The organism is Enterobacter asburiae (assembly GCF_007035645.1).
Taxonomy (GTDB): Bacteria; Pseudomonadota; Gammaproteobacteria; order Enterobacterales; family Enterobacteriaceae; genus Enterobacter; species Enterobacter asburiae_B.
In genome coordinates this window covers 4,066,190-4,092,405 of sequence record NZ_AP019632.1, presented here as the reverse complement: position 1 = coordinate 4,092,405, position 26,216 = coordinate 4,066,190, and the positions used below count along the sequence as shown (strand labels likewise).

The 26,216-nt window shown below is 55.8% G+C and carries 22 protein-coding genes; 12 read left to right on the top strand and 10 right to left on the bottom strand.

The features are described from left to right. Positions 1 to 3: 3 nt before the first annotated feature. On the bottom strand, positions 4 to 1,947 hold the full coding sequence (locus tag FOY96_RS19550) for a bifunctional 2',3'-cyclic-nucleotide 2'-phosphodiesterase/3'-nucleotidase (RefSeq protein ID WP_143347616.1): 1,944 nt from the start codon (positions 1,945 to 1,947) through the stop codon (positions 4 to 6). Between the two features lie 190 nt (positions 1,948 to 2,137). Between FOY96_RS19550 and cysQ the strand changes: the two genes are divergently transcribed. Next, positions 2,138 to 2,878, top strand: coding sequence for a 3'(2'),5'-bisphosphate nucleotidase CysQ (gene cysQ, locus FOY96_RS19545; RefSeq protein ID WP_023310160.1), 741 nt, complete (start codon positions 2,138 to 2,140; stop codon positions 2,876 to 2,878). Here the strand turns inward: cysQ and FOY96_RS19540 are convergent. After that, the gene (locus tag FOY96_RS19540) at positions 2,872 to 3,429 is read right to left on the bottom strand and encodes a YtfJ family protein (protein ID WP_143347615.1); all 558 of its coding nucleotides are present in this window, start codon (positions 3,427 to 3,429) and stop codon (positions 2,872 to 2,874) included. The two genes, cysQ and FOY96_RS19540, sit on opposite strands and share 7 nt — an antisense overlap. Before the next feature lie 324 nt (positions 3,430 to 3,753). Here FOY96_RS19540 and FOY96_RS19535 point away from each other — a divergent pair, with 324 nt between their 5' ends. Next, positions 3,754 to 3,960, top strand: coding sequence for a DUF1107 domain-containing protein (locus FOY96_RS19535; protein ID WP_008501430.1), 207 nt, complete (start codon positions 3,754 to 3,756; stop codon positions 3,958 to 3,960). 72 nt (positions 3,961 to 4,032) lie between these two features. On the opposite strand, the gene paeA is transcribed toward FOY96_RS19535, so the two are convergent. Both paeA and msrA read right to left on the bottom strand, forming a co-directional pair. After that, a complete protein-coding gene (paeA, locus tag FOY96_RS19530; RefSeq protein ID WP_032662457.1) occupies positions 4,033 to 5,370 on the bottom strand; it encodes a polyamine export protein PaeA in 1,338 nt (445 codons plus the stop codon). A 254-nt stretch (positions 5,371 to 5,624) separates the two neighbouring features. Then, positions 5,625 to 6,266 (bottom strand): peptide-methionine (S)-S-oxide reductase MsrA, encoded by a 642-nt coding sequence (msrA, locus tag FOY96_RS19525; protein WP_029741954.1) that lies wholly within the window; start codon positions 6,264 to 6,266, stop codon positions 5,625 to 5,627. Between the two features lie 224 nt (positions 6,267 to 6,490). Between msrA and tamA the strand changes: the two genes are divergently transcribed. The 3 genes from tamA to FOY96_RS19510 are packed head-to-tail and all read left to right on the top strand — an operon-like array spanning position 6,491 to position 12,344. Next, positions 6,491 to 8,224 (top strand): autotransporter assembly complex protein TamA, encoded by a 1,734-nt coding sequence (gene tamA / locus FOY96_RS19520; protein ID WP_033144487.1) that lies wholly within the window; start codon positions 6,491 to 6,493, stop codon positions 8,222 to 8,224. Beyond that, on the top strand, positions 8,221 to 11,997 hold the full coding sequence (gene tamB, locus FOY96_RS19515; protein ID WP_143347614.1) for an autotransporter assembly complex protein TamB: 3,777 nt from the start codon (positions 8,221 to 8,223) through the stop codon (positions 11,995 to 11,997). Before tamA ends, tamB begins: the two co-directional genes overlap by 4 nt. Before the next feature lie 2 nt (positions 11,998 to 11,999). Then, positions 12,000 to 12,344: a gamma-glutamylcyclotransferase family protein gene (locus FOY96_RS19510; RefSeq protein ID WP_014830431.1), complete on the top strand. Its 345-nt coding sequence runs from the start codon at positions 12,000 to 12,002 to the stop codon at positions 12,342 to 12,344. A gap of 315 nt (positions 12,345 to 12,659) precedes the next feature. Here the strand turns inward: FOY96_RS19510 and FOY96_RS19500 are convergent, their stop codons facing one another. The 3 genes from FOY96_RS19500 to ppa all read right to left on the bottom strand — a co-directional run bounded on the left by FOY96_RS19500 (position 12,660) and on the right by ppa (position 14,465). Further along, on the bottom strand, positions 12,660 to 13,130 hold the full coding sequence (locus tag FOY96_RS19500) for a hypothetical protein (protein WP_048977042.1): 471 nt from the start codon (positions 13,128 to 13,130) through the stop codon (positions 12,660 to 12,662). Beyond that, a complete protein-coding gene (locus FOY96_RS19495; protein ID WP_032662463.1) occupies positions 13,127 to 13,711 on the bottom strand; it encodes a hypothetical protein in 585 nt (194 codons plus the stop codon). The genes FOY96_RS19500 and FOY96_RS19495 overlap by 4 nt, the downstream gene beginning before the upstream one ends. A 223-nt stretch (positions 13,712 to 13,934) precedes the next feature. Further along, on the bottom strand, positions 13,935 to 14,465 hold the full coding sequence (gene ppa / locus FOY96_RS19490; RefSeq protein ID WP_010427397.1) for an inorganic diphosphatase: 531 nt from the start codon (positions 14,463 to 14,465) through the stop codon (positions 13,935 to 13,937). A 309-nt stretch (positions 14,466 to 14,774) separates the two neighbouring features. Between ppa and ytfQ the strand changes: the two genes are divergently transcribed. The 5 genes from ytfQ (at position 14,775) to FOY96_RS19465 (ending at position 21,055) form a co-directional block, all read left to right on the top strand. Then, positions 14,775 to 15,731, top strand: a complete 957-nt coding sequence (gene ytfQ / locus FOY96_RS19485; RefSeq protein ID WP_014882271.1) for a galactofuranose ABC transporter substrate-binding protein YtfQ — start codon at positions 14,775 to 14,777, stop codon at positions 15,729 to 15,731. A gap of 132 nt (positions 15,732 to 15,863) precedes the next feature. Further along, entirely contained in the window at positions 15,864 to 17,366 is a 1,503-nt protein-coding gene (gene ytfR, locus FOY96_RS19480; protein WP_008501421.1) for a galactofuranose ABC transporter, ATP-binding protein YtfR, read from the top strand. A 10-nt stretch (positions 17,367 to 17,376) separates the two neighbouring features. Next, positions 17,377 to 18,402 (top strand): galactofuranose ABC transporter, ATP-binding protein YtfT, encoded by a 1,026-nt coding sequence (gene ytfT / locus FOY96_RS19475; protein ID WP_165356711.1) that lies wholly within the window; start codon positions 17,377 to 17,379, stop codon positions 18,400 to 18,402. After that, positions 18,389 to 19,390 (top strand): galactofuranose ABC transporter, permease protein YjfF, encoded by a 1,002-nt coding sequence (yjfF, locus tag FOY96_RS19470; RefSeq protein ID WP_023293434.1) that lies wholly within the window; start codon positions 18,389 to 18,391, stop codon positions 19,388 to 19,390. Before ytfT ends, yjfF begins: the two co-directional genes overlap by 14 nt. A gap of 93 nt (positions 19,391 to 19,483) precedes the next feature. Further along, positions 19,484 to 21,055: a methyl-accepting chemotaxis protein gene (locus tag FOY96_RS19465; protein ID WP_143347613.1), complete on the top strand. Its 1,572-nt coding sequence runs from the start codon at positions 19,484 to 19,486 to the stop codon at positions 21,053 to 21,055. Here the strand turns inward: FOY96_RS19465 and FOY96_RS19460 are convergent. Next, positions 21,027 to 21,383 carry a helix-turn-helix domain-containing protein gene (locus FOY96_RS19460; protein ID WP_033144492.1) on the bottom strand — a complete coding sequence of 119 codons (357 nt, stop codon included), beginning with the start codon at positions 21,381 to 21,383 and terminating at the stop codon, positions 21,027 to 21,029. The two genes, FOY96_RS19465 and FOY96_RS19460, sit on opposite strands and share 29 nt — an antisense overlap. A 150-nt stretch (positions 21,384 to 21,533) precedes the next feature. Further along, complete coding sequence (gene fbp / locus FOY96_RS19455) at positions 21,534 to 22,532, bottom strand: class 1 fructose-bisphosphatase (RefSeq protein ID WP_023310178.1); 999 nt, start codon at positions 22,530 to 22,532, stop codon at positions 21,534 to 21,536. Between the two features lie 197 nt (positions 22,533 to 22,729). Between fbp and mpl the strand changes: the two genes are divergently transcribed. Next, positions 22,730 to 24,109 (top strand): UDP-N-acetylmuramate:L-alanyl-gamma-D-glutamyl-meso-diaminopimelate ligase, encoded by a 1,380-nt coding sequence (gene mpl / locus FOY96_RS19450; protein WP_029739256.1) that lies wholly within the window; start codon positions 22,730 to 22,732, stop codon positions 24,107 to 24,109. An 89-nt stretch (positions 24,110 to 24,198) separates the two neighbouring features. Here the strand turns inward: mpl and yjgA are convergent, their stop codons facing one another. Next, positions 24,199 to 24,750, bottom strand: a complete 552-nt coding sequence (yjgA, locus tag FOY96_RS19445; RefSeq protein WP_029739257.1) for a ribosome biogenesis factor YjgA — start codon at positions 24,748 to 24,750, stop codon at positions 24,199 to 24,201. A gap of 95 nt (positions 24,751 to 24,845) precedes the next feature. On the opposite strand from yjgA, the gene pmbA reads away from it, so the two are divergent. Continuing rightward, positions 24,846 to 26,198, top strand: coding sequence for a metalloprotease PmbA (gene pmbA, locus FOY96_RS19440; RefSeq protein ID WP_023310180.1), 1,353 nt, complete (start codon positions 24,846 to 24,848; stop codon positions 26,196 to 26,198). Positions 26,199 to 26,216 lie beyond the last annotated feature (18 nt).

The window sequence follows — 26,216 nt, the reverse complement described above, 5'->3', positions numbered from 1 at the left end:
CCGCTACTTGCTCAAATCCACCTGATAAATCGCGAACCCGATATCATCCGTTGCGACCTTCTTCATCGGATACTGGGCTTTATCCTTGATAAACGCGGCTGCCTTATCGGACGGCGACGTTTCTATGCGGATATCCAGCTTCGTATCGCTGTGGATCGGCGCGAGGCGCCAGTTGTTGTCCACCGCCGGATGAATTTCGCCCGCCTTCTTCGACTCCGCGCTGATCCACGCCGCCAGCACCGAGCGGTTCTCGTCCGGCGAGGCAAAGGCGATGTGGCTATCTCCCGTACCGGCAAACTTACCGCCGTAGGCGCGGTAGTTATTGGTCACCACCAGGAAGGTGGCATTCGGGTCGATCGCCTTGCCGTTGAAGGTCAGGTTTTTGATGCGCTCCGCCTGCGGGTTAATCGCCTGACACTCGCCGTCATATTTCGCCGGCTGGGTGACGTCAATCTGGTAGTTTACGCCGTCGATCACGTCGAAGTTATAGGTACGGAAGCCGTCCCAGTTAATCAGCGACTGCGGTTTACTGCTGTGAGGATCAATCTGGTTGAACTGTCCGGCAGAGCACTCCAGCCACTCTTTCACCTCCTGGCCCGTCGCTTTTACCACCACCAGCGTGTTCGGGTAGAGGTAGAGATCGGCGGCGTTACGGAAGGTCAGCTGGCCCTTTTCGACTTCAACATAGCTTGCCGGGTCGTTCTTACGCCCGCCCACCTTGAATGGCGCAGCCGCTGACAGGACCGGCAGTTTTGCCAGATCCGGATCGCCCTGCACAAAGTGTTCCGCATAGGCTTTCTGCGCCATGTTGACGACCTGAACGGTCGGGTCGTCCTGCACCAGCGCCAGGAAGCTGTACATGTTATCGGCGGATTTGCCGATCGGCTTGCTGACGAATTCGCGCGTGGCGTCGTGATCGTGCTTCAGCACGTAGACCAGTTTTTTATCTTCCGCCGCCAGAGATTTTTTAGCCGCAGCGTCGTAAATCGGGCGCGCTTCGGCTTTTGACTGCGTCACCTTCCAGCTGCCGCCGTCGTTATTCAGCACCAGATCCACCACGCCAAGATGGTCGCCCCACATGCCCGGCATCACCGAAGGCACGCCGTTGAGCGTCCCTTTCTCAATGTCCGCTCCTTTGATGCTGGCGAAATCTTTGCCCGGGAAGACCGCGTGGGCGTGGCCGAACAGGATCGCGTCGACGCCTGGGACTTCACTCAGATAGTAAACGGAGTTTTCTGCCATGGCCTGATACGGATCGGCGGAGAGACCCGAGTGGGCGACAACGACCACCAGATCGGCGCCTTTTTCGCGCATTTCGGGCACGTATTTCCGCGCGGTTTCGGTGATGTCGTTAACGGTCACTTTACCGTCGAGGTTGGCTTTATCCCACGTCATGATCTGCGGCGGCACAAAGCCGATATAGCCGATTTTCAGCGTCTGTTTTTTACCGTCCTGGTCGACGACGTTTGTCTCTTTAATCAGGTAAGGGGTAAAGAGCGGCTTTTGCGTCTTAACGTCGATGATATTGGCGTTAACGTACGGGAATTTCGCACCGGCGAGCGCATCGTGCAGGTATGTCAGACCGTAGTTGAATTCGTGGTTACCGAGGTTGCCGACGGTATAGTCCAGGGTGTTCATCGCTTTATAAACAGGATGGATCTCGCCTTTTTTCAGCCCCCTGGTCGCCATGTAATCCCCGAGCGGACTGCCCTGAATGAGATCGCCATTGTCGACCAGCACGCTGTTTTTCACTTCGCCACGCGCCGCATCGATCAGGCTTGCCGTGCGTACCAGGCCGAATTTTTCCGTCGGGGTATCTTTGTAGTAATCGAAGTCCATCATGTTGCTGTGCAGATCGGTCGTTTCCAGAATACGCAGATCTACCGTCGCCGCCTGTACGCTTGCTGCAATCAGCGTCGCCAGAAGCGTTGCACTAAACTTAATCATCAGAGGAGTCCTTTTTTCGATGCAGAGCACAAAAGAGTATGTATCTATAGCTTGTTGCTTACAGAAATGTGAATCCTGACAGAAAAAAGTAACCTGAAACCGGAATTGCTTCACAGATAGCGGAATTGTTCACATTACGATATAACTAAAACAAAGAGTTAACCTCACTGCGTTAACAAAGAGGTGGAAAATGCTAGATAAAATTTGTCAGCTCGCACGGGATGCGGGAGATGCCATCATGCAGGTATATGACGGCAGTAAACCTATGGAGGTGGTCAGCAAAGCCGACGACTCTCCGGTCACGGCGGCGGATATCGCGGCGCATAAGGTGATCCTGAAAGGATTACAGGCTTTAACGCCGGACATCCCCGTTCTGTCAGAAGAAGCGCCGCAAAGCTGGGACGAGCGCCAGCACTGGCAGCGTTACTGGCTGGTCGATCCGCTGGACGGGACAAAAGAGTTCATCAAGCGCAACGGTGAATTCACCGTCAATATCGCCCTGATTGAGAAGGGCAAAGCGGTGCTGGGCGTGGTCTACGCGCCGGTAATGAAGGTGATGTACAGCGCTGCAGAAGGGAAGGCGTGGAAGGAAGAGTGCGGCGTGCGCAAGCAGATCCAGGTGCGCGATGCGCGTCCACCGCTGGTGGTGATTAGCCGCTCGCACAGCGACAGCGAGCTGCAGGAGTACCTGCAGCAGCTGGGTGAACACCAGACCACCTCGATTGGCTCATCGCTGAAATTCTGCCTGGTGGCGGAAGGCCATGCGCAGCTCTACCCTCGTTTTGGGCCAACCAACGTCTGGGATACCGCGGCAGGTCATGCCGTTGCCGCGGCCGCCGGGGCGCATGTTCATGACTGGCAGGGCAAGCCGCTTGACTATACCCCGCGCGAATCCTTCCTCAACCCCGGCTTCCGCGTCTCTATTTACTGAGCCAGCAGCTTATGCAGCAGGTCGACAACCTGCTGCACCTCTTCCTGGGTTAACGCGCCGTCTTTCGCCCACTGTACGCGGCCCTCTTTATCCAGCACGATAATCGCGGAGCTTTCTTCTTCCAGCTGCCAGGCCTTACGGGTTACGCCGTTGCTGTCGACGATAAACTGCGACCACGGGTAGAGCTTTTTATTGCTCTCAAGGCTTGAGCGTACAAACATCCCGGAGCCCGGAATGGCGTCGTCGGTGTTAACAATGGTGGTCGTCTGGTAGCGGTCGTGAGGGAATTTTGCGGCCTTGATCGCTTCCACCAGGGTAGCATTTTTCTCTTTTGCGGATGTACGACCGGCAATATGTTGTACAACTCTCACTTTGCCCGCGAGCTGCGCGCTATTCCAGGGTTTGTAGCTAAACTTATCATTGTCGAGAATCAATTCTCCCCGGTCAGCAATGCCGACTGGCGGTACACGTTCTCCTTTTTCAATGTTGTGAGCGGAAGCCCACAGCGGCAGCAGCAGGCAGGCTGCTGCAAGGATATTACGTAGGGTCATGGCGTTTCCTTATTGTTTGCAGGTGATCCGACCACTTGGTCTTGCGCTTTTAATCATAAGTGCGATCAATGGGGTTTTCCCGCAATCCCGATGCCAGTTTGCGGGCGAACGCACATATCCATGAAAAAACGACGGCTTATACTGCGCCCGGTCACGCTTTGCAAAGATTATTCTGAATAATTGTAATCAAACGGTAAATAAACTTATGCACACTGGGTAACACCGTAGTTCTGGTCTATAGTCATTGGGCATTAAAATTTGCGCTCAGGACAGTCGGGCCGATTGTGGCACCGCAAGAGCGTATGATTCGCAGGAGATACAAGAATGAAAATTTTCCAACGCTACAACCCGCTTCAGGTGGCGAAGTACGTGAAGATCCTGTTCCGTGGACGGTTGTATATCAAGGATGTTGGCGCTTTTGAGTTTGATAAGGGCAAGATCCTTGTCCCAAAAGTGAAGGACAAACAGCACCTGTCTGTGATGTCCGAAGTCAACCGTCAGGTTATGCGTCTGCAGACTGAGATGGCTTAACCAACGTGCTATGCAGTAGTTAAAAAAAACGGCTCCCAATGGGAGCCGTTGATGTTTGTAGAGGCTGGCGCTTTACGCCGACACCTTCTCTTCCGCGTCCGGCAGCTTCGGTACCAGTACGGTCGGTTTATTGTCGATGCGGGTCACGAGCAGCTGGTCGATGCGGTAGTTATCAATATCCACCACTTCAAACTTGTAGCCGGAGAACTTCACCGAGTCGGTACGTTTCGGGATCTTACGCAGCATAAACATCATAAAGCCGCCAATGGTCTCGTAGTTACCGGACTGCGGGAACTCGTCGATATCCAGCACGCGCATCACGTCTTCAATCGGTGTGCCGCCATCAATCAGCCATGAATTATCGTCACGCTGAACAATCTGCTCTTCCAGCCCCTGGCCAACCAGGTCGCCCATCAGTGTGGTCATCACGTCGTTCAGGGTGATAATACCCACCACCAGCGCGTATTCGTTCATGATAACCGCGAAGTCTTCCCCGGCGGTTTTGAAACTTTCCAGCGCTTCTGAGAGCGTCAGGGTGTCCGGCACAATCAGGGTATTGCGGATCTGCACGCCGCTGTTGAGCGCCAGGCTCTGGTTTGCCAGCACGCGGTTCAGCAGGTCTTTGGAGTCGACGTAACCGATGATGTGGTCGATATCTTCATTACAGACCAGGAACTTAGAGTGCGGATGCTGCGCTACTTTGTTCTTCAGGCTCTGCTCATCTTCATGCAAATCGAACCAGATAATGTTTTCACGGCCCGTCATGGAAGACGGCACGGTACGGGATTCCAGCTCGAACACGTTCTCAATCAGCTCGTGCTCCTGCTTGCGCAGCACCCCGGCCAGCGCGCCGGCTTCCACCACCGCATAAATGTCGTCAGAGGTGATGTCGTCTTTACGCACCATTGGCAGCTTAAAGATGCGGAAAATCACGTTCGCCAGACCGTTGAAGAACCACACCAGCGGACGAAACACGTACAGACAGAAGCGCATCGGGTTGATGATACGCAAAGCCACAGCTTCTGGCGCAATCATACCGATGCGTTTCGGGGTCAGGTCTGCAAAGAGGATGAACAGGCCGGTTACCAGCGAGAAGGAGAGGATAAAGCTCAGCTGTTCGGCCAGTTCAACGGACATGTACTTAACAAACAGACTATAAAACGCTGGAGAAAACGCAGCATCACCCACGATACCGCCGAGAATGGCGACCGCGTTGAGGCCAATTTGCACCACGGTGAAGAACATCCCGGGATTTTCCTGCATTTTCAGGATGCGGGTGGCATTGATGTTGCCTTCATCGGCAAGCAGCTTCAGTTTGATTTTACGGGACGCGGCCAGCGAGATCTCAGATATCGAGAAAAACGCGCTGACGGCAATCAGACAAAGTATTACTAAAATACTGTTTAACATAGTTTATCCGGCTTCTCGCCAGATCCTCAGAAGGGGAGTTGATACCATTTGTGTGAAAACACATTGAAAATCAGCTCGTAGCGTTGAGCCGATTATTTCAGCGGGTAGTATAGCGTAAAGAGATGTAAATCTGCCAGAGGTCACAATTTGGTGAAGATGGCCGGCGGGGGCGGCTGGTGGATGAATGTTAAGCTGTGAGACAACGCTGTCGCTTCTTTGAGCGCCACGCGGCTCGCGTGGCGCTGGGTCGATAATCAGGCCAGCTGTGGCGGCAGGCAGACGCCGATGCCCCCGATACCGCAGTAGCCGTACGGGTTTTTATGCAGATACTGCTGGTGATCGTCCTCGGCATAGTAGAACGGTTTCGCGGTGGTGATTTCCGTCGTCACCTCGCGCGTATCGCCCGCTTCACGCATGGCCTGCTGGAAACGCTCAAGGCTGGCGCGCGCGGCGGCATCCTGCTCGGGCGTGAGCGGATAAATGGCCGAACGGTACTGTGTGCCGTGGTCGTTGCCCTGACGCATGCCCTGCGCCGGGTCGTGGTTTTCCCAGAAGACCTGCAGGAGCTGCTCGTAGCTGATGACTGCAGGGTCATAGACCACGCGTACCGCTTCCGCATGCCCGGTTTCGCCGGAGCAGACTTCGCGATAGGTAGGATTCGGCGTGTAGCCGCCCGTGTAGCCAGCCGCCGTGCTGTAAACGCCGGGCAGCTGCCAGAAGAGGCGCTCAACGCCCCAGAAGCAGCCCATGGCGAACAGGGCGATTTCCATTCCCTCCGGCACGTTTGTCATGGAATGGTTATTGACGGCGTGTAAGGTCGCCACAGGCATAGGGGTGTTGCGTCCCGGTAATGCATCAGTTTGTGAAACCAGATGCTTTTTGTCGAATAAACTCACGATGGGGCCTCCCGGGGTGCGATGTTTCGGTTAAGGTTGTCACGAAGCGTTTAATTGAACACAATAAATGCGCTGAATGAGTCTAGATTTAATCATAAGAAATATTTGGGTGTTACACCCGTTTTCAACCCGTGATTTGGGTTTTTGGCCAACAGGCCGTATTTTGCCGCGGAGCGGTACTTCATTTGCTTCCAGGGTGGAAACAGGGATATTCAGGAGAAAACGTGACAAAAATCCGCCAGTTATGTTTAGTCAGTGTGTTGCTGACAAGCGGGATTGCCAGCGCGGCGAATGTCCGTTTGCAGGTTGAGGGGTTATCCGGGGCGCTGGAAAAAAACGTGCGTGCGCAGTTGTCGACCATCCAGAGTGATGAGGTGACGCCGGACCGGCGTTTTCGCGCGCGCGTGGATGACGCTATCCGTGAAGGGCTGAAAGCGCTGGGGTATTACGAACCCACCATTGATTTCGATCTTCGCCCGCCGCCAAAGAAGGGGCGCCAGGTTCTTATTGCCCGCGTTTCGCCGGGGGAGCCGGTATTGATTGGCGGCACGAACGTTATCCTGCGCGGCGGGGCGCGTACCGACCGGGATTACCTGGACCTGCTCAGCACGCGGCCGAAAATCGGTACCGTGCTTAACCACGGTGACTACGACCATTTCAAAAAAGAGCTGACGAACGTTTCCCTGCGTAAGGGCTACTTCGACAGCCAGTTCAATAAAAGCCAGCTGGGGATTGCGCTGGATCGGCGTCAGGCCTTCTGGGATATCGACTACGACAGCGGAGAACGCTACCGCTTTGGCGATGTGACGTTTGAAGGTTCGCAAATTCGTGAAGAGTATCTGCAAAACCTCGTGCCGTTCAAAAAAGGGGATTACTACCAGTCGAGAGACCTGGCGGAACTGAACCGTCGTCTTTCCGCTACCGGCTGGTTTAACTCCGTGGTTGTCGCACCGGAATTTGATAAGTCTCGCAAAACGAAGGTGTTGCCGCTGCATGGCGTTGTCTCGCCGCGCACCGAGAACACCATTGAGACCGGTGTTGGCTACTCGACGGATGTTGGACCACGCGTGAGAACCTCGTGGAAAAAGCCGTGGATGAACTCGTACGGTCACAGCCTGACCACCAGCCTGAGCCTCTCTGCGCCCGAGCAGCAGCTGGATTTCAGCTACAAAATGCCGCTGCTGAAAAACCCGCTTGAGCAATATTACCTTGTGCAGGGCGGTTTTAAGCGCACCGACTTGAACGACACCAAGCAGGATTCTACGACCCTTGCGGTCTCCCGCTTCTGGGATCTCTCCAGCGGCTGGCAGCGCGCCATTAACCTGCGCTGGAGCCTGGACCACTTTACCCAGGCCAACGTCACCAATACCACCATGCTGCTTTATCCGGGCGTGATGATCAGCCGTACCCGCTCGCGCGGCGGCCTGATGCCGACCTGGGGCGACTCACAGCGCTACTCCATCGATTATTCCAACTCCGCCTGGGGCTCCGACGTGGATTTCTCGGTGATTCAGGCGCAAAACGTCTGGATCCGCACGCTGTACGACAAACACCGCTTTGTGATGCGCGGCAATCTCGGCTGGATTGAAACGGGCGACTTCGAGCGCGTTCCGCCGGATCTGCGCTTCTTCGCCGGGGGCGACCGCAGCATTCGTGGGTATAAGTACAAATCGATCTCACCTGAGAACGAGAAAGGCCAACTGACCGGTGCATCAAAACTGGCGACCGGATCGCTGGAGTATCAGTACAACGTCAGCGGAAAGTGGTGGGGCGCTATGTTTGTTGACGGCGGTGAGGCGGTGAACGATATCCGCCGCAGCGACTTTAAAACCGGCGCGGGCGTGGGCGTACGCTGGCAGTCACCCGTCGGGCCCATCAAGCTCGACTTCGCCGTGCCTGTCGGTGACAAAGAAGAGCACGGATTACAGTTTTACATCGGTCTGGGGCCTGAATTATGAGTTTATGGAAGAAAATAAGCCTCGGGGTGCTGATTTTTATCGTGCTGCTGCTCGGTACGGTGGCGTTTCTGGTGGGAACGACGACCGGGCTGCATCTGCTGTTTAACGCTGCGAACCGCTGGGTGCCGGGGCTGGAGATTGGCCAGGTAACGGGCGGCTGGCGCGATCTGCGTCTGAAGAATATCCGCTACGAGCAGCCGGGCGTGGCGGTGAACGCCGGGGAGTTCCACCTGGCGGTGAAGCTGGGCTGCCTGCGCGACAGCAAGCTCTGCGTCAACGATCTGTCGCTTAAAGACGTCAACGTGGCGATAGATTCGAAAAAAATGCCGAAGTCTGCGCCGGTCGAGGAAGAGGACAGCGGCCCGCTGAATCTCTCCACGCCGTACCCGATCGCGCTCTATCGGGTCGCGCTCGATAACGTCAATATCAAAATCGACGACACTACCGTGTCCGTGATGGATTTCACCTCCGGCCTGCGCTGGCAGGAGAAAAACCTCACCCTGACGCCGACGTCCCTGCAGGGCTTGCTGATCGCGTTGCCGAAGGTGGCCGACGTGGCGCAGGAAGAGATCGTCGAGCCGAAGATCCAGAACCCGCAGCCGGAAGAAAAGCCGCTGGGCGAAACGCTGAAAGATCTCTTCTCGAAGCCTGTCCTGCCGGAAATGACCGACGTTCATCTGCCGCTGAACCTTAATATCGAGGAGTTCAAAGGTGAGCAGCTGCGCCTGACCGGCGATACCGATCTGACGGTCTACACCATGCTGCTGAAAGTCAGCAGCATTGACGGCAACATGAAGCTCGACGCGCTGGATATCGACACCAACCAGGGCTCGGTGAATGCGTCGGGGAATGCCCTGCTGCGCGACAACTGGCCGGTGGACATCACGCTTAACAGTGCCCTCAACATCGATCCGCTGAAAGGCGAAAAGGTGAAGGTCAAAGTGGGCGGTGCGCTGCGCGATAAGCTGGATGTCGGGGTCAACCTCTCCGGCCCGGTGGACATGGTCCTGCGCGCGCAAACGCAGCTGGCGGAAGCCGGGCTGCCGCTCAATCTTGAGGTTGTCAGCAAGCAGCTTTACTGGCCGTTCACCGGCGAAAAACAGTTCCAGGCCGATGACCTGAAGCTGAAGCTGAGCGGCAAGATGACCGACTACGCGCTCTCGTTCCGCACCGCCGTGAAGGGGCAGGGCGTACCGCCCGCGAACATCACGCTGGATGCGAAGGGCAACGAACAGCAGGTCAACCTCGACAAGCTGACCGTCGCGGCGCTGGAAGGTAAAACCGAGCTGACCGCGCTGCTCGACTGGCAGCAGGCGATCAGCTGGCGCGGCGAGCTGAAGCTGACGGGCATTAACACCGCCAAAGAGGTGCCGGACTGGCCGTCGAAGCTGGATGGCCTGATTAAAACCCGCGGCAGCCTGTACGGCGGTACGTGGCAGATGGACGTGCCGGAAATCAAGCTCACCGGGAACGTGAAGCAGAACAAGGTTAACGTTGAAGGTTCGGTAAAAGGCAACAGCTATCTGCAGTGGGTTATCCCGGGGCTGCACGTGGCGCTGGGCCGCAACACGGCGGATATCAAAGGCGAGCTGGGGGTGAAAGATCTCAATCTGGACGCCACCATCGACGCGCCGAATCTGGATAACGCCCTGCCGGGGCTGGGCGGCACGGCGAAGGGCCTCGTGAAAGTGCGCGGTACGGTGGAGGCGCCGCAGCTGCTGGCGGACATTACCGCCAATAACCTGCGCTGGCAGGAGCTGAGCGTTGCCCGCGTCCGCGTGGAAGGGGATGTGAAATCCACCGATCAGATCGGCGGTAGCCTGAACCTGCGCGTGGAGCGCATTTCTCAGCCGGACGTGAACATTAACCTGGTCACCCTGGACGCCAAAGGGAACGAGAAGCAGCACGACCTCGAGCTGCGCGTGCAGGGCGAGCCGGTCTCCGGCCAGCTTCACCTTACCGGCAGCTTTGACCGCAAGGAAGAACGCTGGAAAGGGACGCTGGATAACACGCGCTTCAGTACGCCGGTCGGGCCGCTGGCGCTCTCGCGCGCCATTGCCCTCGACTACCGCAACGCTGAGCAGAAGATAAGCATTGGGCCACACTGCTGGACCAACCCGAATGCGGAGCTGTGCGTGCCGCAGACCATCGATGCGGGTGCGGAAGGGCGCGCGCAGATCAACCTCAACCGCTTCGATCTGGCGATGCTGAAGCCGTTTATGCCGGACACGACCCAGGCCAGCGGCGTCTTCAGCGGGAAAGCCGATGTGGCCTGGGACACCACCAAAGAGGGGCTGCCGCAGGGCAGCGTCACGCTGTCCGGGCGTAACGTGAAGGTGACGCAGGAGGTCAACGACGCGCTGCTGCCGGTGGCGTTCGACACCCTGAACCTGAGTGCCGATCTGCATAACAATCGCGCACAGCTGGGGTGGACGATCCGCCTGACCAACAACGGTCAGCTGGACGGGCAGGTCCAGATTACCGATCCGCAGGGACGGCGTAATCTGGGCGGCAACGTCAACATCCGTAACTTCAACCTGGCGATGGTGAACCCGATTTTCGCGCGCGGGGAAAAAGCGGAGGGCATGCTGAACGCTAACCTGCGCCTGGCCGGTAACGTGCAAAGCCCGCAGCTGTTCGGTCAGATGCGGCTCAGCGGCGTGGATATCGACGGTAACTTCATGCCGTTTGACATGCAGCCCAGCCAGATCGCGATGAACTTCAACGGCATGAGCTCGACGCTGAGCGGCTCGGTATTGACGCAGCAAGGGCAAATCAACCTGAGCGGCGACGCGGACTGGAGCCAGCTCGACAACTGGCGCGCCCGAATTGCCGCGAAGGGCAGCAAGGTGCGCATCACCGTACCGCCGATGGTGCGCCTGGACGTCTCGCCTGATGTGGTCTTTGAAGCCACGCCAAGTCTCTTCACGCTTGACGGACGCGTCGACGTGCCGTGGGCGCGCATCGTGGTTCACGACGTGCCGGAAAGCGCGGTCGGCGTCTCAAGTGATGAAGTGATGCTCAATGAAAATCTGAAACCTGTCGAACAGAAGAGCGCGGGCATACCGATCAATAGTAACCTCATCGTGCACGTGGGGAATAACGTGCGGTTGAATGCGTTTGGGCTGAAGGCGAGGCTCACGGGCGACCTGAAAGTCGCGCAGGATAAACAGGGGCTTGGCCTGAACGGGCAGATCACTATCCCTGAAGGGCGTTTCCACGCCTATGGTCAGGATCTGATTGTGCGCAAAGGCGAGCTGCTGTTCTCCGGTCCACCGGATCAGCCCCTGCTGAACATCGAGGCGATTCGTAACCCGGAAGCGACGGAAGATGACGTCATTGCTGGCGTTCGCGTCACCGGTTCCGCCGACGAACCGAAGGCGGAGATCTTCTCTGACCCGGCGATGTCGCAGCAGGAAGCCCTCTCTTATCTGCTGCGTGGACAAGGTCTGAACAGCGGACAAAGCGACAGTGCGGCGATGACCTCGATGTTAGTGGGTCTGGGGGTTGCACAAAGTGGGCAGGTTGTGGGTAAAATCGGCGAGACGTTCGGCGTAAGCAATCTGGCGCTGGACACCCAGGGCGTGGGTGACTCCTCGCAGGTGGTGGTCAGCGGCTATGTATTGCCGGGTCTGCAGGTAAAATATGGTGTGGGGATCTTTGACTCACTGGCAACTCTCACGTTACGCTATCGCCTGATGCCCAAGCTATATCTGGAAGCAGTGTCCGGCGTAGACCAGGCACTTGATCTGCTCTATCAGTTTGAGTTTTAGCAATGCGAATATTTGTCTACGGCAGTTTACGAACCAAGCAAGGCAACAGTCACTGGATGACCAATGCCCTGCTGCTGGGGAATTACAATATCGAGAACTACCAGTTGTACAGCCTGGGCCACTATCCAGGCGCGGTTCCGGGCGAAGGAACAGTACAGGGTGAAGTCTATCGTATTGATAACGCGACGCTTGCCGAACTTGATGCCTTGCGCACCAGGGGCGGTGAATACGCACGCCAGTTGATCCAGACGCCGTACGGAAGTGCGTGGATGTACGTCTACCAGCGTCCGGTCGAAGGGTTAACGCGGATTGTAAGCGGTAACTGGTTAGACAGAGACCAGTACTGAAAAAAACAACGCCACCGTGAGGTGGCGTTGTTTTTTTTATTCCTTCAACTCTCTTCTGTATCCCGGCGTCGGGTTAAAAACAGAGGAACGAACAGCATGATGTACGGGGCAATAAGCCATAAAAAACACAAGGCGCGTGAACGGCCATAGTAGTTTATGCACCGCGTATTGCTTGAAATGACGGGCAGGAAAAACAGTAAAAACAGCAGAATCACATAATCGCTTCGATAAGGGATCCATAAGTAAAACAAAAACCAGGCAAGCTGGAATGTCATGATGCAGAGATACTGCCATTTACTGTCTTTACCGTAACAGTCAAACGCCTTTATGTAGCCCATCTTTATGCTTTGAAGAAAGAAACTTAGCATGTATAACGCTCACGATCGCGACGGTCAGGAGTGTGCTCATCAGCAACGCCCCTAAAAAATAGCTTTGGGTGATATCAGTAGCACCCGAGCCTAAAGTATGCAATTTACTATAACCTCTATCTACTGCAACAAAAAGCGTATATAGCCCTATGTTAATAAAGAATTGCAGAAGACAAGAAAAAAAGATATTTCTGGGAATTGTTTTTAATAGAGTGAGTAACGCATAAATAATGCTTGATGATAGCGCGAAGTAAAGTCCGTTAAGTAAACCAGATAGTAATGCGCTATTTATTTGACTGAATATTAAATGATCGCTTCCATAGTACCATGACAGATATTCAACATAAGTACTTCTGCCAAAGACAAAGGAAGCAATAATAAGGACGAATAGGCTTATGACATGGCTTTTCTTACTCATAATTTTGCTCCCTTAGATAGCAGCTCCTTCATCGTTTTACTGGCTTCTAGCTGATCTTTGATTATGGCAAGGTCACGAGTATTGTGGTTATATTTTGCAATAGCGGTTGGTGTACCCTTACCACCATTATCCATAAAGAAGACTATATCCTTACGACCATAAAGAAGGACTTGTGGGATGGGATCACGCCCATAACTCACCGCCTGTGGAAGGGAGTGGATAGACTCTGTCGTGAGGAAGCGAGGAATATTTTCATGCTCAATATTACCTAAAGGCGTGGTGGCAACAAGGGAGCCGATAAAATCGGTCGTATACACTAACGCATCTGTATCCTTGGTCGTTACTTTTGAACCCGTAATATATTTTATCTGTTGCCAAAGGGTAATATCTTTAGGGGTAACCTTAACACCATCCATAAACATATCCTGCTTGCGTTTTAGCTGAATGACAGTACGGTGCACCTGTGTCAAAGAGGGGCTGATTTCCCCAATAGAAGGCATATAACCATCGCGGGAATACAACCGTTCAATGATAAAATAAATTCCAGTTGGGCGGGCAACATCAATGTTAATGGATGACATATGAATCCTGTAATGAATGGGGATTAATGATCATCATGACAGTATGTTGTGAACAGCCAGGCTATTCAACCACTCCCACTATAAATGATAGGGAGTCTTTTTTTGTTTTTAATATCCAAAACAAAAGGAATGGGATTATTCTTAAAAGTTAAGTTTGTACTACTCTCAACCAGGGAAATAAAAAAGCCCCGACTCGCGGGGCCTTCATTAACAGCAGTAAGAATTACTTCTTAGCAGCGCGTTCGAAGGAGGCGATGATTTCTGCTTTCGCCGCTTCTGCGTTGTCCCAGCCGTCAACTTTAACCCACTTGCCTTTTTCGAGGTCTTTGTAATGCTCGAAGAAGTGAGTGATCTGCGCTTTCAGCAGCTCTGGCAGGTCATTCACATCTTTGATGTGATCGTATTCTTTGCTCAGCTTGGTGTGCGGTACCGCAACCAGCTTCGCATCTTCACCGGATTCGTCGGTCATTTTCAGCACGCCAACTGGACGGCAGCGAATGACGGAGCCTGGCTCCAGTGGGTATGGCGTTGGGACCAGCACGTCAACCGGGTCACCGTCCAGAGACAGGGTGTGGTTGATGTAACCGTAGTTGCACGGATAGAACATCGCGGTAGACATGAAACGGTCTACGAACAGGGCGCCGCTCTCTTTGTCCACTTCGTATTTGATCGGATCTGCGTTAGCCGGGATTTCGATAACTACGTAGATGTCTTCTGGCAGTTCTTTACCCGCTGGGACGTTGAGTAAGCTCATGTCGGTGTCCTTTAAAATGGATGGTAAACAAGTGGCAGGTATTATAGCCAACTCGCGCTGAATGTCTCCGCCTGTTTTCGCTTTCTCTCCCCGCTTTTCCCACTTTTCAGACCCTTTCCATGACAGAAAAATCCATAAACTCAGCCGCATTTTTCATGGTGAAATGAAAGCGATTACAAACTTGTGATTAACGTTTTATTCACTTTTCTGAAGTGTGATGTAACGCAATTCGTTACATATTTCATGGGCTATAGTCATTTCGCAGAACATCTTTTAACCAACAATAAACACCCCTACGAGGACGCTCATATGTGGAAGCGCTTACTTCTTGTCACAGCAGTTTCGGCAGCCATGTCGTCTATGGCGATGGCCGCTCCCTTAACCGTAGGTTTTTCGCAGGTCGGCTCCGAATCTGGCTGGCGAGCGGCAGAAACCAACGTTGCGAAAAGCGAGGCTCAGAAACGCGGCATTACCCTGAAAATCGCCGATGGTCAGCAAAAACAAGAGAATCAGATCAAAGCCGTGCGCTCCTTTATCGCCCAGGGCGTGGATGCCATCTTTATTGCACCCGTCGTGGCGACCGGCTGGGAACCCGTCCTGAAGGAAGCGAAAGACGCTGAGATCCCTGTCTTCCTGCTCGACCGTTCCATCGACGTCAAAGACAAATCCCTCTATATGACCACCGTGACCGCCAACAACGTGCTTGAAGGGCAATTGATTGGCGACTGGCTGGTGAAACAGGTCGACGGCAAGCCGTGTAACGTCGTTGAGCTGCAGGGCACTGTCGGCGCGAGCGTGGCCATCGACCGTAAAAAAGGCTTTGCTGAGGCCATCGCTAAAGCGCCAAACATCAAGATTATCCGCTCTCAGTCCGGCGACTTTACGCGCAGTAAAGGTAAAGAGGTCATGGAGAGCTTCATCAAGGCTGAAAACAACGGCAAGAACATCTGCATGGTTTACGCCCACAACGATGACATGGTGATCGGTGCGATTCAGGCAATTAAAGAAGCGGGCCTGAAGCCGGGCAAAGATATCCTCACCGGCTCTATCGACGGCGTGCCGGACATCTACAAAGCGATGATCGACGGCGAAGCCAACGCCAGCGTGGAGCTGACGCCAAACATGGCTGGCCCGGCATTCGACGCGCTGGAGAAATTCAAGAAGGACGGCACGATGCCTGAGAAGGTGACGGTCACTAAGTCCACGCTCTACCTGCCTGATACGGCGAAAGAAGAGTTAGAGAAGAAGAAGAATATGGGCTACTAAGAACCGCGCCCCTCACCCCAGCCCTCTCCCCGGAGGGGAGAGGGAAAAGGCAGGGCGGAGCTGGATATTAACAATTGGCACGATCAATCCCCTCTCCCCTCCGGGGAGAGGGTCAGGGTGAGGGGGAAAACCATGACCACTGAACAACACCAGGAAATCCTCCGCACAGAGGGCTTAAGCAAATTCTTCCCCGGCGTAAAGGCGCTGGATAACGTTGATTTCAGCCTGCGGCGCGGTGAGATCATGGCGCTGCTGGGCGAGAACGGCGCGGGAAAATCGACGCTGATTAAATCCCTCACCGGCGTTTATCACGCCGATCGCGGCACCATCTGGCTGGAAGGCAACGCCATTTCGCCGAAAAATACCGCCCATGCCCAACAGCTGGGGATCGGGACGGTGTACCAGGAAGTAAACCTGCTGCCGAATATGTCGGTGGCGGATAATCTGTTTATTGGCCGTGAGCCGCGACGTTTTGGCCTGCTGCGCCGCAAAGAGATGGAGGCGCGGGCGACAAAGCTGATGGAATCGTACGGCTTCTCCCTTGACGTCCGCGAGCCGCTGAACCGCTTTTCCGTGGCGATGCAGCAGATCGTCGCCATTTGTCGCGCGATCGATCTCTCGGCAAAGGTGCTGATCCTCGACGAACCCACCGCCAGCCTCGATACCCAGGAAGTGGAGATGCTCTTTACCCTGATGCGCCAGCTGCGCGATCAGGGCGTCAGCCTGATCTTCGTTACCCACTTCCTCGATCAGGTATATGAGGTAAGCGATCGCATCACGGTGCTGCGCAACGGCAGCTTTGTCGGCTGCCGCGAAACCCGCGAGCTGCCGCAGATCGAGCTGGTGAAAATGATGCTGGGCCGCGAGCTGGAAACCAACGCCCTTCAGCGCGCCGGGCGCACGCTGCTCAGCGAGAAACCGGTCGCCGCGTTCAGCGATTACGGCAAGAAAGGCGTGATATCGCCGTTTAATCTGGAAGTCCGCCCGGGCGAAATTGTCGGGCTGGCGGGCCTGTTAGGATCCGGACGAACCGAAACCGCCGAGGTGATCTTCGGGATCAAGCCGGCCGACAGCGGCAGCGCGCTGATCAAGGGCAAACCGCAAACCTTACGATCCCCGCATCAGGCCTCCTGTCTGGGCGTCGGCTTCTGCCCGGAAGACCGAAAAACGGACGGCATTATTGCCGCGGCCTCGGTGCGGGAAAATATCATTCTGGCGCTGCAGGCCCAGCGCGGCTGGCTGCGCCCGATCCCCCGTAAAGAGCAAAACGCCATTGCCGAGCGCTTTATCCGTCAGCTGGGTATTCGTACCCCGAGCGCGGAACAGCCTATCGAGTTCCTCTCCGGCGGCAACCAGCAGAAGGTGCTGCTCTCCCGCTGGCTGCTGACCAAACCCCAGTTCCTGATCCTCGACGAACCGACCCGCGGCATTGACGTGGGGGCGCACGCCGAAATTATCCGGCTTATCGAAACCCTGTGCGCGGACGGTCTGGCGCTGCTGGTTATTTCGTCCGAGCTGGAGGAGCTGGTGGGATATGCCGATCGCGTCATCATCATGCGCGATCGCAAACAGGTGGCAGAGATCCCGCTGGATAAGCTGTCCGTTCCGGCGATCATGAATGCCATCGCGGCATAAGGAGTAAATCGTGATGCCCCGTTCGCTTTCGCAAACCGGTGAGTCAAAGCGCCGATTCAGCTGGCCAACCGGCACGCCGCAAATCGCAGCGCTGCTGGTGGTTCTGCTGGTTGATAGCCTGGTCGCGCCGCATTTCTTCCAGATTATCGTGCAGGATGGTCGCCTGTTTGGCAGCCCGATAGACATTCTAAACCGTGCCGCGCCGGTGGCGCTGCTGGCTATCGGGATGACGCTGGTCATCGCCACCGGCGGGATTGACCTCTCCGTCGGCGCGGTGATGGCCATCGCCGGGGCCACGGCAGCTTCCATGACCGTGTCCGGACACAGCCTGCCGGTGGTACTGCTGGCGGCCTTAGGCACCGGCGTGCTGGCCGGATTATGGAACGGCATTCTGGTGGCGGTGCTGAAAATTCAGCCCTTTGTCGCCACCCTTATCTTAATGGTGGCCGGGCGCGGCGTGGCGCAGCTGATTACCTCCGGGCAGATTGTCACCTTTAACTCGCCGAGCCTGGCGTGGATCGGGAGCGGCAACCTTCTGTTCTTCCCGACGCCGGTGATCGTTGCCCTGGTCACGCTCGTTGTCTTCTGGCTTTTCACCCGCAAAACGGCGCTGGGCATGTTCATTGAAGCCGTCGGGATCAACATCCGCGCCGCGCGCAACGCCGGGGTCAACACCCGGCTGATGGTGATGCTGACCTACGTGCTGAGCGGCGTCTGCGCCGCCATCGCCGGGGTCATCGTCGCGGCGGATATTCGCGGGGCCGATGCCAACAACGCGGGGCTCTGGCTGGAGCTGGACGCGATCCTCGCGGTGGTGATCGGCGGTGGATCGCTGATGGGCGGGCGCTTTAACCTGCTGCTCTCGGTGATTGGCGCGCTGATCATTCAGGGAATGAACACCGGGATCCTGCTTTCGGGGTTCCAGCCGGAACTCAACCAGGTGGTGAAAGCGGTGGTCGTGCTCTGCGTGCTGATCGTCCAGTCGCCGCGCTTTGTCAGCATCATTAAGGGGATCCGTGGCCATGATAAAACGTAATTTACCGTTGATGATCACGCTGGGCGTGTTTGTGCTGGGGTATCTCTACTGCCTCACCCAATTCCCCGGTTTTGCCTCGACCCGCGTGATTTGCAATATCCTGACCGATAACGCCTTTTTAGGCATCATCGCCGTCGGGATGACCTTTGTGATCCTCTCCGGCGGGATCGATCTCTCCGTTGGCTCGGTGATCGCGTTTACGGGCGTGTTCCTCGCGAAGGCGATCGGCTTCTGGGGCATCTCTCCGCTGGTGGCGTTTCCGCTGGTGCTGGCGATGGGCTGCGCGTTTGGTGCCTTTATGGGGCTGCTGATCGACGCGTTAAAAATCCCGGCGTTTATCATTACTCTCGCCGGGATGTTCTTCCTGCGCGGGGTGAGCTACCTGGTGTCGGAAGAGTCGATTCCGATTAACCATCCGGTGTACGACACGCTCTCCAGCCTGGCGTGGAAAATTCCCGGCGGCGGCCGCCTGAGCGCGATGGGGCTGCTGATGCTGGGCGTGGTGGTGATTGGCATCTTCCTCGCCCACCGTACCCGGTTTGGCAACCAGGTTTACGCCATCGGCGGTAACGCCACGTCGGCAAACCTGATGGGGATCTCCACCCGCAGCACCACCATCCGCATCTATATGCTCTCGACCGGCCTGGCGACGCTGGCGGGGATCGTCTTCTCGGTGTATACCCAGGCGGGCTATGCCCTTGCAGGCGTGGGCGTTGAGCTGGATGCGATTGCTTCTGTGGTCATTGGCGGCACGCTGCTCAGCGGCGGGGTGGGGACGGTGCTGGGAACGCTGTTCGGCGTGGCGATCCAGGGGCTGATACAAACCTATATCAACTTTGACGGCACGCTCAGCTCCTGGTGGACGAAGATCGCCATCGGCATTCTGCTGTTTATTTTTATTGCCCTGCAGCGTGGCCTGACGGTGCTCTGGGAGAACCGCCAAAGCTCACCTGTTACCCGCGTAAACACATCGGTAACAGAGCGATAACACGCTGAATTTGCTTAAAGTCTAAACATTTTCCGGTAGCGGCCGATACTCTTTTTTTATGCCCAGAAATATCTCGCTACCGGAAATAATATCATGCTTAAAACGCTATCGATTCGTACCGGCTTGCTCTCTTTACTGGCCGTTATGACCCTTCTGCTGCTGATTGTCAGCGGCATTGGCATTTATGCCCTCACACAGAGTTCTTCTTCACTGCAGCGTATTAATCACCTTCAGGGTGAGCAGATGGTGCAGCTTAATTCAGGCTATACGCTGATCCTGCGCGCGCGCAATGAGGCGGGCCAGGCCGTCCGCCTGATGGAAATCGGCATGCTGGACGATGCGGCCAAAGCGGTTAAAAACATCAATCAGGAAGTTGCCCTGGCCCAGAAAACGCTGAAAGGCGTGATCGACGGCGGCGTGGCTGACGAGCAGGGACAACAGCTGCTCGATAAAGTGGCGGCCAGCCTGGCGACGTATAGCCAGCAGGGGATCAACCCGATGCTGAAAACCCTGAATGATCAGAGCGCGGACGGGTACTACGATCTTCTGGAGAAGACGCTGATTCCGGTGGCGAAGCAGTTTGATAACGACATGCAGGCGTTTCAGAAATGGAGCGAAGCGCGTGGTCAGGCGGAAGTGAGCGCCGTGCAGGCGAGTAAAACCCGCGTACTGATCCTGATTATCGTCGCAGCGCTGCTGACGGCGGGCATTATCGTGCTCGCGTGGCTGGTGCTGCGCCATATGCTGCTCAAGCCGCTCTCTGCATCGATCGCTCAGCTGGAGAACGTGGCGGCGGGGGATTTAACCCATACGCTGAATGCACCCGCGAGCCAGGAGTTTAACCGCCTCAATGCGGTGATAGAGGAGATGCGGCAGTCGCTGATGAACTCGGTTATGCGGGTACGCGATGCCAGCTCGCAAATTGACACCGGTAGCCGCGAGCTGACGCTGGGAAACCGCGATCTTGCCGAGCGTACGGAATCCACCGCCACGTCGCTGGAGCAGACGGCGGCCAGCATGGAACAGATCACCGCGACGGTGAAGCTCAACGCCGATAACGCCGAGCAGGCGCACCAGCTGGCGAAGTCGGTGTCCGACACGGCCGATCACGGCAGCGAAATGGTCTGCTACGTAATTGAAAAAATGCGCGATATCTCCGGCAGTTCGGCGCGCATCGCCGACATCCTGAGCGTGATCGACGGTATTGCCTTCCAGACCAATATTCTGGCGCTTAACGCCTCCGTGGAAGCGGCGCGCGCGGGCGAGCAGGGGCGCGGGTTTGCCGTCGTCGCGGGCGAAGTGCGAAACCTCGCCAGCCGCAGCGCCGACGCGGCGAAAGAGATCCGATCGCTTATCAGTGATTCGCAGACCCACGTTAACGAGGGCAGCGAGCTGGCCCAGCAGGCTGGCGAAACGATGGACGAGATCGCAACAGAAGTGCTGCGCATGACCAAACTGATGCGTGAGATTGCGACCGCGTCTCAGGAGCAGAGCCGCGGCATTGAGCAGGTGAATATTGCGGTGAATCAGATGGACGAAACCGCGCAGCAGAATGCCGCGCTGGTGCAGCAATCCTCCGCCGCGACCCGCTCTCTTGAGGAGCAGTCGCGTCAGCTGATGGAAGCCATGTCATCATTCAAAGTGACGACTCAGACCGCTGCATAATATTACCCAGCCCCGGTACGTTCTGTGCCGGGGTTTTATTTTTTCCGGAATTAACTGCCGCAATATTATCGTGAATTTCACCCATTAATATTTCCAGTGAGCTGGTTAAAGCTAACGCTTTTTCCGTCGGTTCAAGATATAAACCTTTGCGGAAAAATAACGGTTCATCAAAGAGTTGATTAAAGCGCTTTAAGGCCAGGCTCACCGCCGGACGTGACATCTCCAGACGCAAAGAGGCTTTTGCCATGCTGCCGCAGCGGACGATTTCAATAAATACAGGGATAAGATTTAAATCAATGCCGGTATTAGCACGGGAATAATTGTTCATTGCGATTCTGCTCCACGAAATATCTGTCAAACTGTTATGGAAATAATGCAGGAGCAGTGGTGAATATTAAAGCCTGTTTTTTATAAACACTTATACGGTAAAACATATAAATGACCAGGGGAGCCAGAACAGCTCCCCTGTAGAGAGGCATTACGCGTCCGGATACTCACGGATAAAACGTTCAACGTCTTCAACCATGTGGTTGTTGCCGACGAAGAATGAACGGCGCTGGTGAAGGCTTTCCGGCACGATATCCAGAATACGCTCTTTACCGTCGCTCGCCTTGCCGCCCGCCTGTTCGGCGAGGAACGCCATCGGGTTGCACTCGTACAGCAGGCGCAGCTTCCCGTCCGGGTGGCTGGCGGTGCTTGGGTAGAGGTAGATACCGCCTTTCAGCAGGTTACGGTGGAAATCCGCGACCAGAGAGCCAATATAGCGGGACGTGTACGGGCGCTGGGTCGCTTTATCTTCTTCCTGGCAGAATTTAATGTACTTCTTCACGCCGTTCGGGAAGCGGATGTAGTTGCCTTCGTTGATGGAGTAGGTGTTGCCCTTCTCCGGGAAGCGCATGCGTTCCTGGCTCAGGCAGAAAACGCCCAGTGAAGGATCGTACGTAAAGGCGTGAACTCCGCAGCCGGTGGTGTACACCAGCATGGTGGAGGAGCCATAAACGACGTAACCGGCAGCAACCTGGTTAATGCCCGGCTGCAGGAAATCTTCTTCGGTCACCGGCGTGCCAACAGGCGTGACGCGGCGGTAGATGGAGAAAATGGTACCGACAGAAACGTTAACGTCGATGTTTGAGGAGCCGTCGAGCGGATCCATCAGAACAACGTATTTAGCGTGTTCACACCCTTCGAAAACAACAATTTCATCTTCTTCTTCAGAGGCGATACCCGCAACGATGTCGCGCGCGCGCAGTGCAGCTTTCAATTTTTCATTTGCGAACAGATCGAGCTTCTGTTGAACCTCGCCCTGAACGTTCTCGGCACCGCTGGCACCCAGGATATCGACCAGACCGGCCTTGTTGATATCGCGGTGGATGATCTTAGCGCCCAGCTTTATTGCCGACAGCAAAGCAGTGAGTTCACCGGTAGCATGAGAGAACTCGTGCTGCTTTTCGACAATAAATTCACCTAACGTTTTCATAACACTTTCCCTGCATCTTTGTGAGTAGAGCGATTGTATGTTCACTAAAACGACTAAAGCCCAACAATCTTAACAAACATTCAAATATTAGCGCAGAGGTGAATCGCGCCAGCAACATACGGATTTACCTGAAATGCGTTTCACAGCCGCTAACATGTGAGTAAAATGTGCGCCACATTGAAGAAGGATAGTGACGTATGCGCATTCATATATTGGGGATTTGTGGCACTTTCATGGGCGGACTGGCAATGCTGGCGCGCTCGCTGGGCCATGAAGTGACAGGTTCGGACGCCAATGTGTATCCGCCAATGAGCACACTTCTGGAGAAACAGGGCATCTCGTTAATTCAGGGCTACGATGCCAGCCAGCTGGATCCCGAGCCGGACCTGGTGATCATCGGCAACGCCATGACCCGCGGCAATCCGTGCGTCGAGGCGGTTCTGGAACGCAATATTCCGTTCATGTCCGGCCCGCAGTGGCTGCATGACTTCGTCCTGCGCGACCGCTGGGTGGTTGCCGTTGCCGGTACCCATGGCAAAACCACGACCGCGGGCATGGCGACCTGGATCCTCGAAGCCTGCGGCTACAAGCCGGGCTTCGTGATTGGCGGCGTACCGGGTAATTTCGACGTTTCTGCGCGTCTGGGTGACAGCCCGTTCTTCGTGATCGAAGCCGACGAATACGACTGCGCGTTCTTCGACAAACGCTCCAAGTTCGTGCATTACTGCCCGCGCACGCTGATCCTCAACAACCTTGAGTTCGACCACGCGGATATTTTTGACGACCTGAAAGCGATCCAGAAACAGTTCCACCACCTGGTGCGCATTGTTCCGGGCCAGGGGCGCATCATCCTGCCGGAGAACGACATCAACCTGAAGCAGACGATGGCGATGGGCTGCTGGAGCGAGCAGGAGCTGGTGGGCGAGCAGGGCCACTGGCAGGCGAAGAAACTCAACGCCGATGCCTCCGAGTGGGAAGTGCTGCTCGACGGTGAAAAAGTGGGTGAGGTGAAGTGGGGCCTGGTGGGCGAGCACAACATGCACAACGGCCTGATGGCTATTGCTGCGGCGCGTCACGTTGGCGTTCTGCCTGCGGATGCGGCCAATGCGCTGGGCTCGTTCATTAACGCCCGTCGTCGTCTGGAACTGCGCGGTGAAGCCCACGGCGTGACCGTATATGACGATTTTGCACACCACCCAACGGCCATTCTGGCAACGCTTGCCGCCCTGCGCGGCAAGGTCGGCGGCACAGCCCGCATTCTGGCGGTGCTGGAACCGCGCTCGAACACCATGAAGATGGGTATCTGCAAAGATGATCTCGCGCCGTCGTTAGGACGTGCCGATGAGGTCTTCCTGCTGCAGCCGCAGCATATTCCGTGGCAGGTGGCCGAAGTGGCCGATGCCTGCATTCAGCCCGCGCACTGGAGCGCGGATGTGGATGCGCTCGCGGATATGGTGGTGAAAGCCGCTCAGCCTGGCGATCACATTCTGGTGATGAGCAACGGCGGTTTTGGTGGGATCCATCAGAAGCTGCTGGACGGTCTGGCGAAGAAAGCGGAAGCGGCAGCCGCAGAGTAAAAAAAAGCCCGGTAGCGCTTGCGCTTACCGGGCCTACATTCTTTCCTCCCTCGCCCCTTCGGGGAGAGGGTCGGGGTGAGGGGAACAGATTACTCTTCGTTTTCAGACAGCTCGCGCAGATACTGGAAAATCAGGCGCGCAGACTTCGGCGGCTTATTCCCTTCTTTCTCTTTCTGCGCGTTGCGGATCAAGGAACGCAGCTGCTGGCGGTCGGCATCCGGCCACAGGTTCAGCACTTCCGGTACGGCATCATCACCTTGTTCAATCAGGCGATCGCGGATCTGCTCAAGCTTATGGAAAAACGCAACCTGCTGGTTGTGGCGGTTTTTCAGCTTGTCCAGCGCCTGGCGGATCGGATCGACGTCGCGCTGACGCAGCATTTTCCCGATAAGCTGAAGCTGGCGACGACGGCCTTCTTTCTTGATTTTCTGTGCCAGTTCAATGGCATCACGCAGATCCTGGTCGAGCGGGATCTTGTCCAGCGCGTTTTTACCCAGTTCTACCATTTCTGCGCCAAGCTGTTTTAACTCTTCGGCGTCACGTTTAATTTCACTTTTACTGACCCAGATGATCTCATCATCTTCGTCTTCGATGTCATCACCGGGAACGTCGTCGAGCCAGTCTTCGGGCTGCTTAGTCATGTCAGGCTCCTTAAAAAAAGAGGCTAATGTTACCAGTTAAGACGCGCACTGAAAAACGGTTCTCTGTTAGACTTCAGATAACTCTCTCTTACAGTATGGCATTTGCGATGAAAGTAACCTCACAAGTTGAAGCGCAGCGTAAGATTCTTGAAGAAGCCGTCTCCACCGCGCTGATGCTTGCTTCAGAAAAATCAGATGGCGCCGAAGTGGCGGTCAGCAAAACCACCGGCATCAGCGTGAGCACCCGCTATGGTGAAGTGGAGAACGTAGAATTCAACAGCGATGGCGCGCTTGGGATCACGGTGTATCACCAGAATCGCAAAGGCAGCGCGTCATCTACCGATCTCAGCCCGGATGCCATTGCCCGTACGGTGCAGGCGGCGCTGGATATCGCCCGTTATACCTCTCCGGATCCTTACGCAGGCGTGGCGGATAAAGACCTGCTGGCGTTTGACGCGCCGGATCTCGATCTTTTCCACCCGGCGGAAGTGACCCCGGACGAAGCGATCGAACTCGCCGCGCGCGCCGAGCAGGCTTCCCTGCAGGCCGATAAGCGCATCACCAATACCGAAGGCGGCAGCTTCAACAGCCATTACGGCATCAAAGTCTTCGGCAACAGCCACGGCATGCTGCAGGGCTACTGCTCTACCCGTCATTCGCTTTCCAGCTGCGTCATCGCCGAAGAGAACGGTGACATGGAGCGTGACTACGCCTATACCATTGGCCGCGCGCTGGGGGATTTGCAGTCTCCTGAGTGGGTGGGTAAAGAGTGTGCCGAACGCACGCTGTCACGCCTGTCGCCGCGCAAACTCTCCACCATGAAGGCCCCGGTTATTTTTGCCAACGAAGTGGCGACCGGTCTGTTTGGCCATCTGGTGGGCGCTATCGCAGGCGGCTCCGTTTACCGTAAGTCGACCTTCCTGCTCGACTCGCTGGGCAAGCAGATCCTGCCGGAATGGCTCACCATTGAAGAACATCCGCACCTGCTGAAAGGGCTGGCCTCCACGCCGTTCGACAGCGAAGGCGTGCGCACCGAACGTCGCGATATCATCAAAGACGGTATTCTGACCCAGTGGCTGCTGACCAACTACTCCGCGCGCAAGCTGGGGCTGAAAAGCACCGGACACGCTGGCGGCATCCACAACTGGCGCATTGCCGGTCAGGGCCTGAACTTTGAGCAGATGCTGAAAGAGATGGGCACCGGTCTGGTGGTCACCGAGCTGATGGGCCAGGGCGTAAGCGGCATTACCGGAGACTACTCGCGCGGTGCGGCGGGCTTCTGGGTGGAAAACGGCGAAATTCAGTATCCGGTGAGCGAAATTACTATCGCCGGCAACCTGAAGGACATGTGGCGCAATATCGTTACGGTCGGTAACGATATTGAAACACGTAGCAATATACAGTGTGGTTCTGTACTTCTGCCGGAAATGAAAATCGCCGGTCAGTAATACCCGTAAAGGCGTTTT

Coding starts and splice junctions, on each gene's coding strand:
- yjfF (WP_023293434.1), top strand. CDS start 18,389: ATGATAAAACGTAATTTACCGTTGATGATCACGCTGGGCGTGTTTGTG.
- FOY96_RS19465 (WP_143347613.1), top strand. CDS start 19,484: ATGCTTAAAACGCTATCGATTCGTACCGGCTTGCTCTCTTTACTGGCC.
- FOY96_RS19550 (WP_143347616.1), bottom strand. CDS start 1,947: ATGATTAAGTTTAGTGCAACGCTTCTGGCGACGCTGATTGCAGCAAGC.
- ytfQ (WP_014882271.1), top strand. CDS start 14,775: ATGTGGAAGCGCTTACTTCTTGTCACAGCAGTTTCGGCAGCCATGTCG.
- ytfR (WP_008501421.1), top strand. CDS start 15,864: ATGACCACTGAACAACACCAGGAAATCCTCCGCACAGAGGGCTTAAGC.
- mpl (WP_029739256.1), top strand. CDS start 22,730: ATGCGCATTCATATATTGGGGATTTGTGGCACTTTCATGGGCGGACTG.
- ppa (WP_010427397.1), bottom strand. CDS start 14,465: ATGAGCTTACTCAACGTCCCAGCGGGTAAAGAACTGCCAGAAGACATC.
- FOY96_RS19540 (WP_143347615.1), bottom strand. CDS start 3,429: ATGACCCTACGTAATATCCTTGCAGCAGCCTGCCTGCTGCTGCCGCTG.
- FOY96_RS19535 (WP_008501430.1), top strand. CDS start 3,754: ATGAAAATTTTCCAACGCTACAACCCGCTTCAGGTGGCGAAGTACGTG.
- pmbA (WP_023310180.1), top strand. CDS start 24,846: ATGGCATTTGCGATGAAAGTAACCTCACAAGTTGAAGCGCAGCGTAAG.
- FOY96_RS19460 (WP_033144492.1), bottom strand. CDS start 21,383: ATGAACAATTATTCCCGTGCTAATACCGGCATTGATTTAAATCTTATC.
- FOY96_RS19495 (WP_032662463.1), bottom strand. CDS start 13,711: ATGTCATCCATTAACATTGATGTTGCCCGCCCAACTGGAATTTATTTT.
- FOY96_RS19510 (WP_014830431.1), top strand. CDS start 12,000: ATGCGAATATTTGTCTACGGCAGTTTACGAACCAAGCAAGGCAACAGT.
- cysQ (WP_023310160.1), top strand. CDS start 2,138: ATGCTAGATAAAATTTGTCAGCTCGCACGGGATGCGGGAGATGCCATC.
- FOY96_RS19500 (WP_048977042.1), bottom strand. CDS start 13,130: ATGAGTAAGAAAAGCCATGTCATAAGCCTATTCGTCCTTATTATTGCT.
- fbp (WP_023310178.1), bottom strand. CDS start 22,532: ATGAAAACGTTAGGTGAATTTATTGTCGAAAAGCAGCACGAGTTCTCT.
- paeA (WP_032662457.1), bottom strand. CDS start 5,370: ATGTTAAACAGTATTTTAGTAATACTTTGTCTGATTGCCGTCAGCGCG.
- yjgA (WP_029739257.1), bottom strand. CDS start 24,750: ATGACTAAGCAGCCCGAAGACTGGCTCGACGACGTTCCCGGTGATGAC.
- tamB (WP_143347614.1), top strand. CDS start 8,221: ATGAGTTTATGGAAGAAAATAAGCCTCGGGGTGCTGATTTTTATCGTG.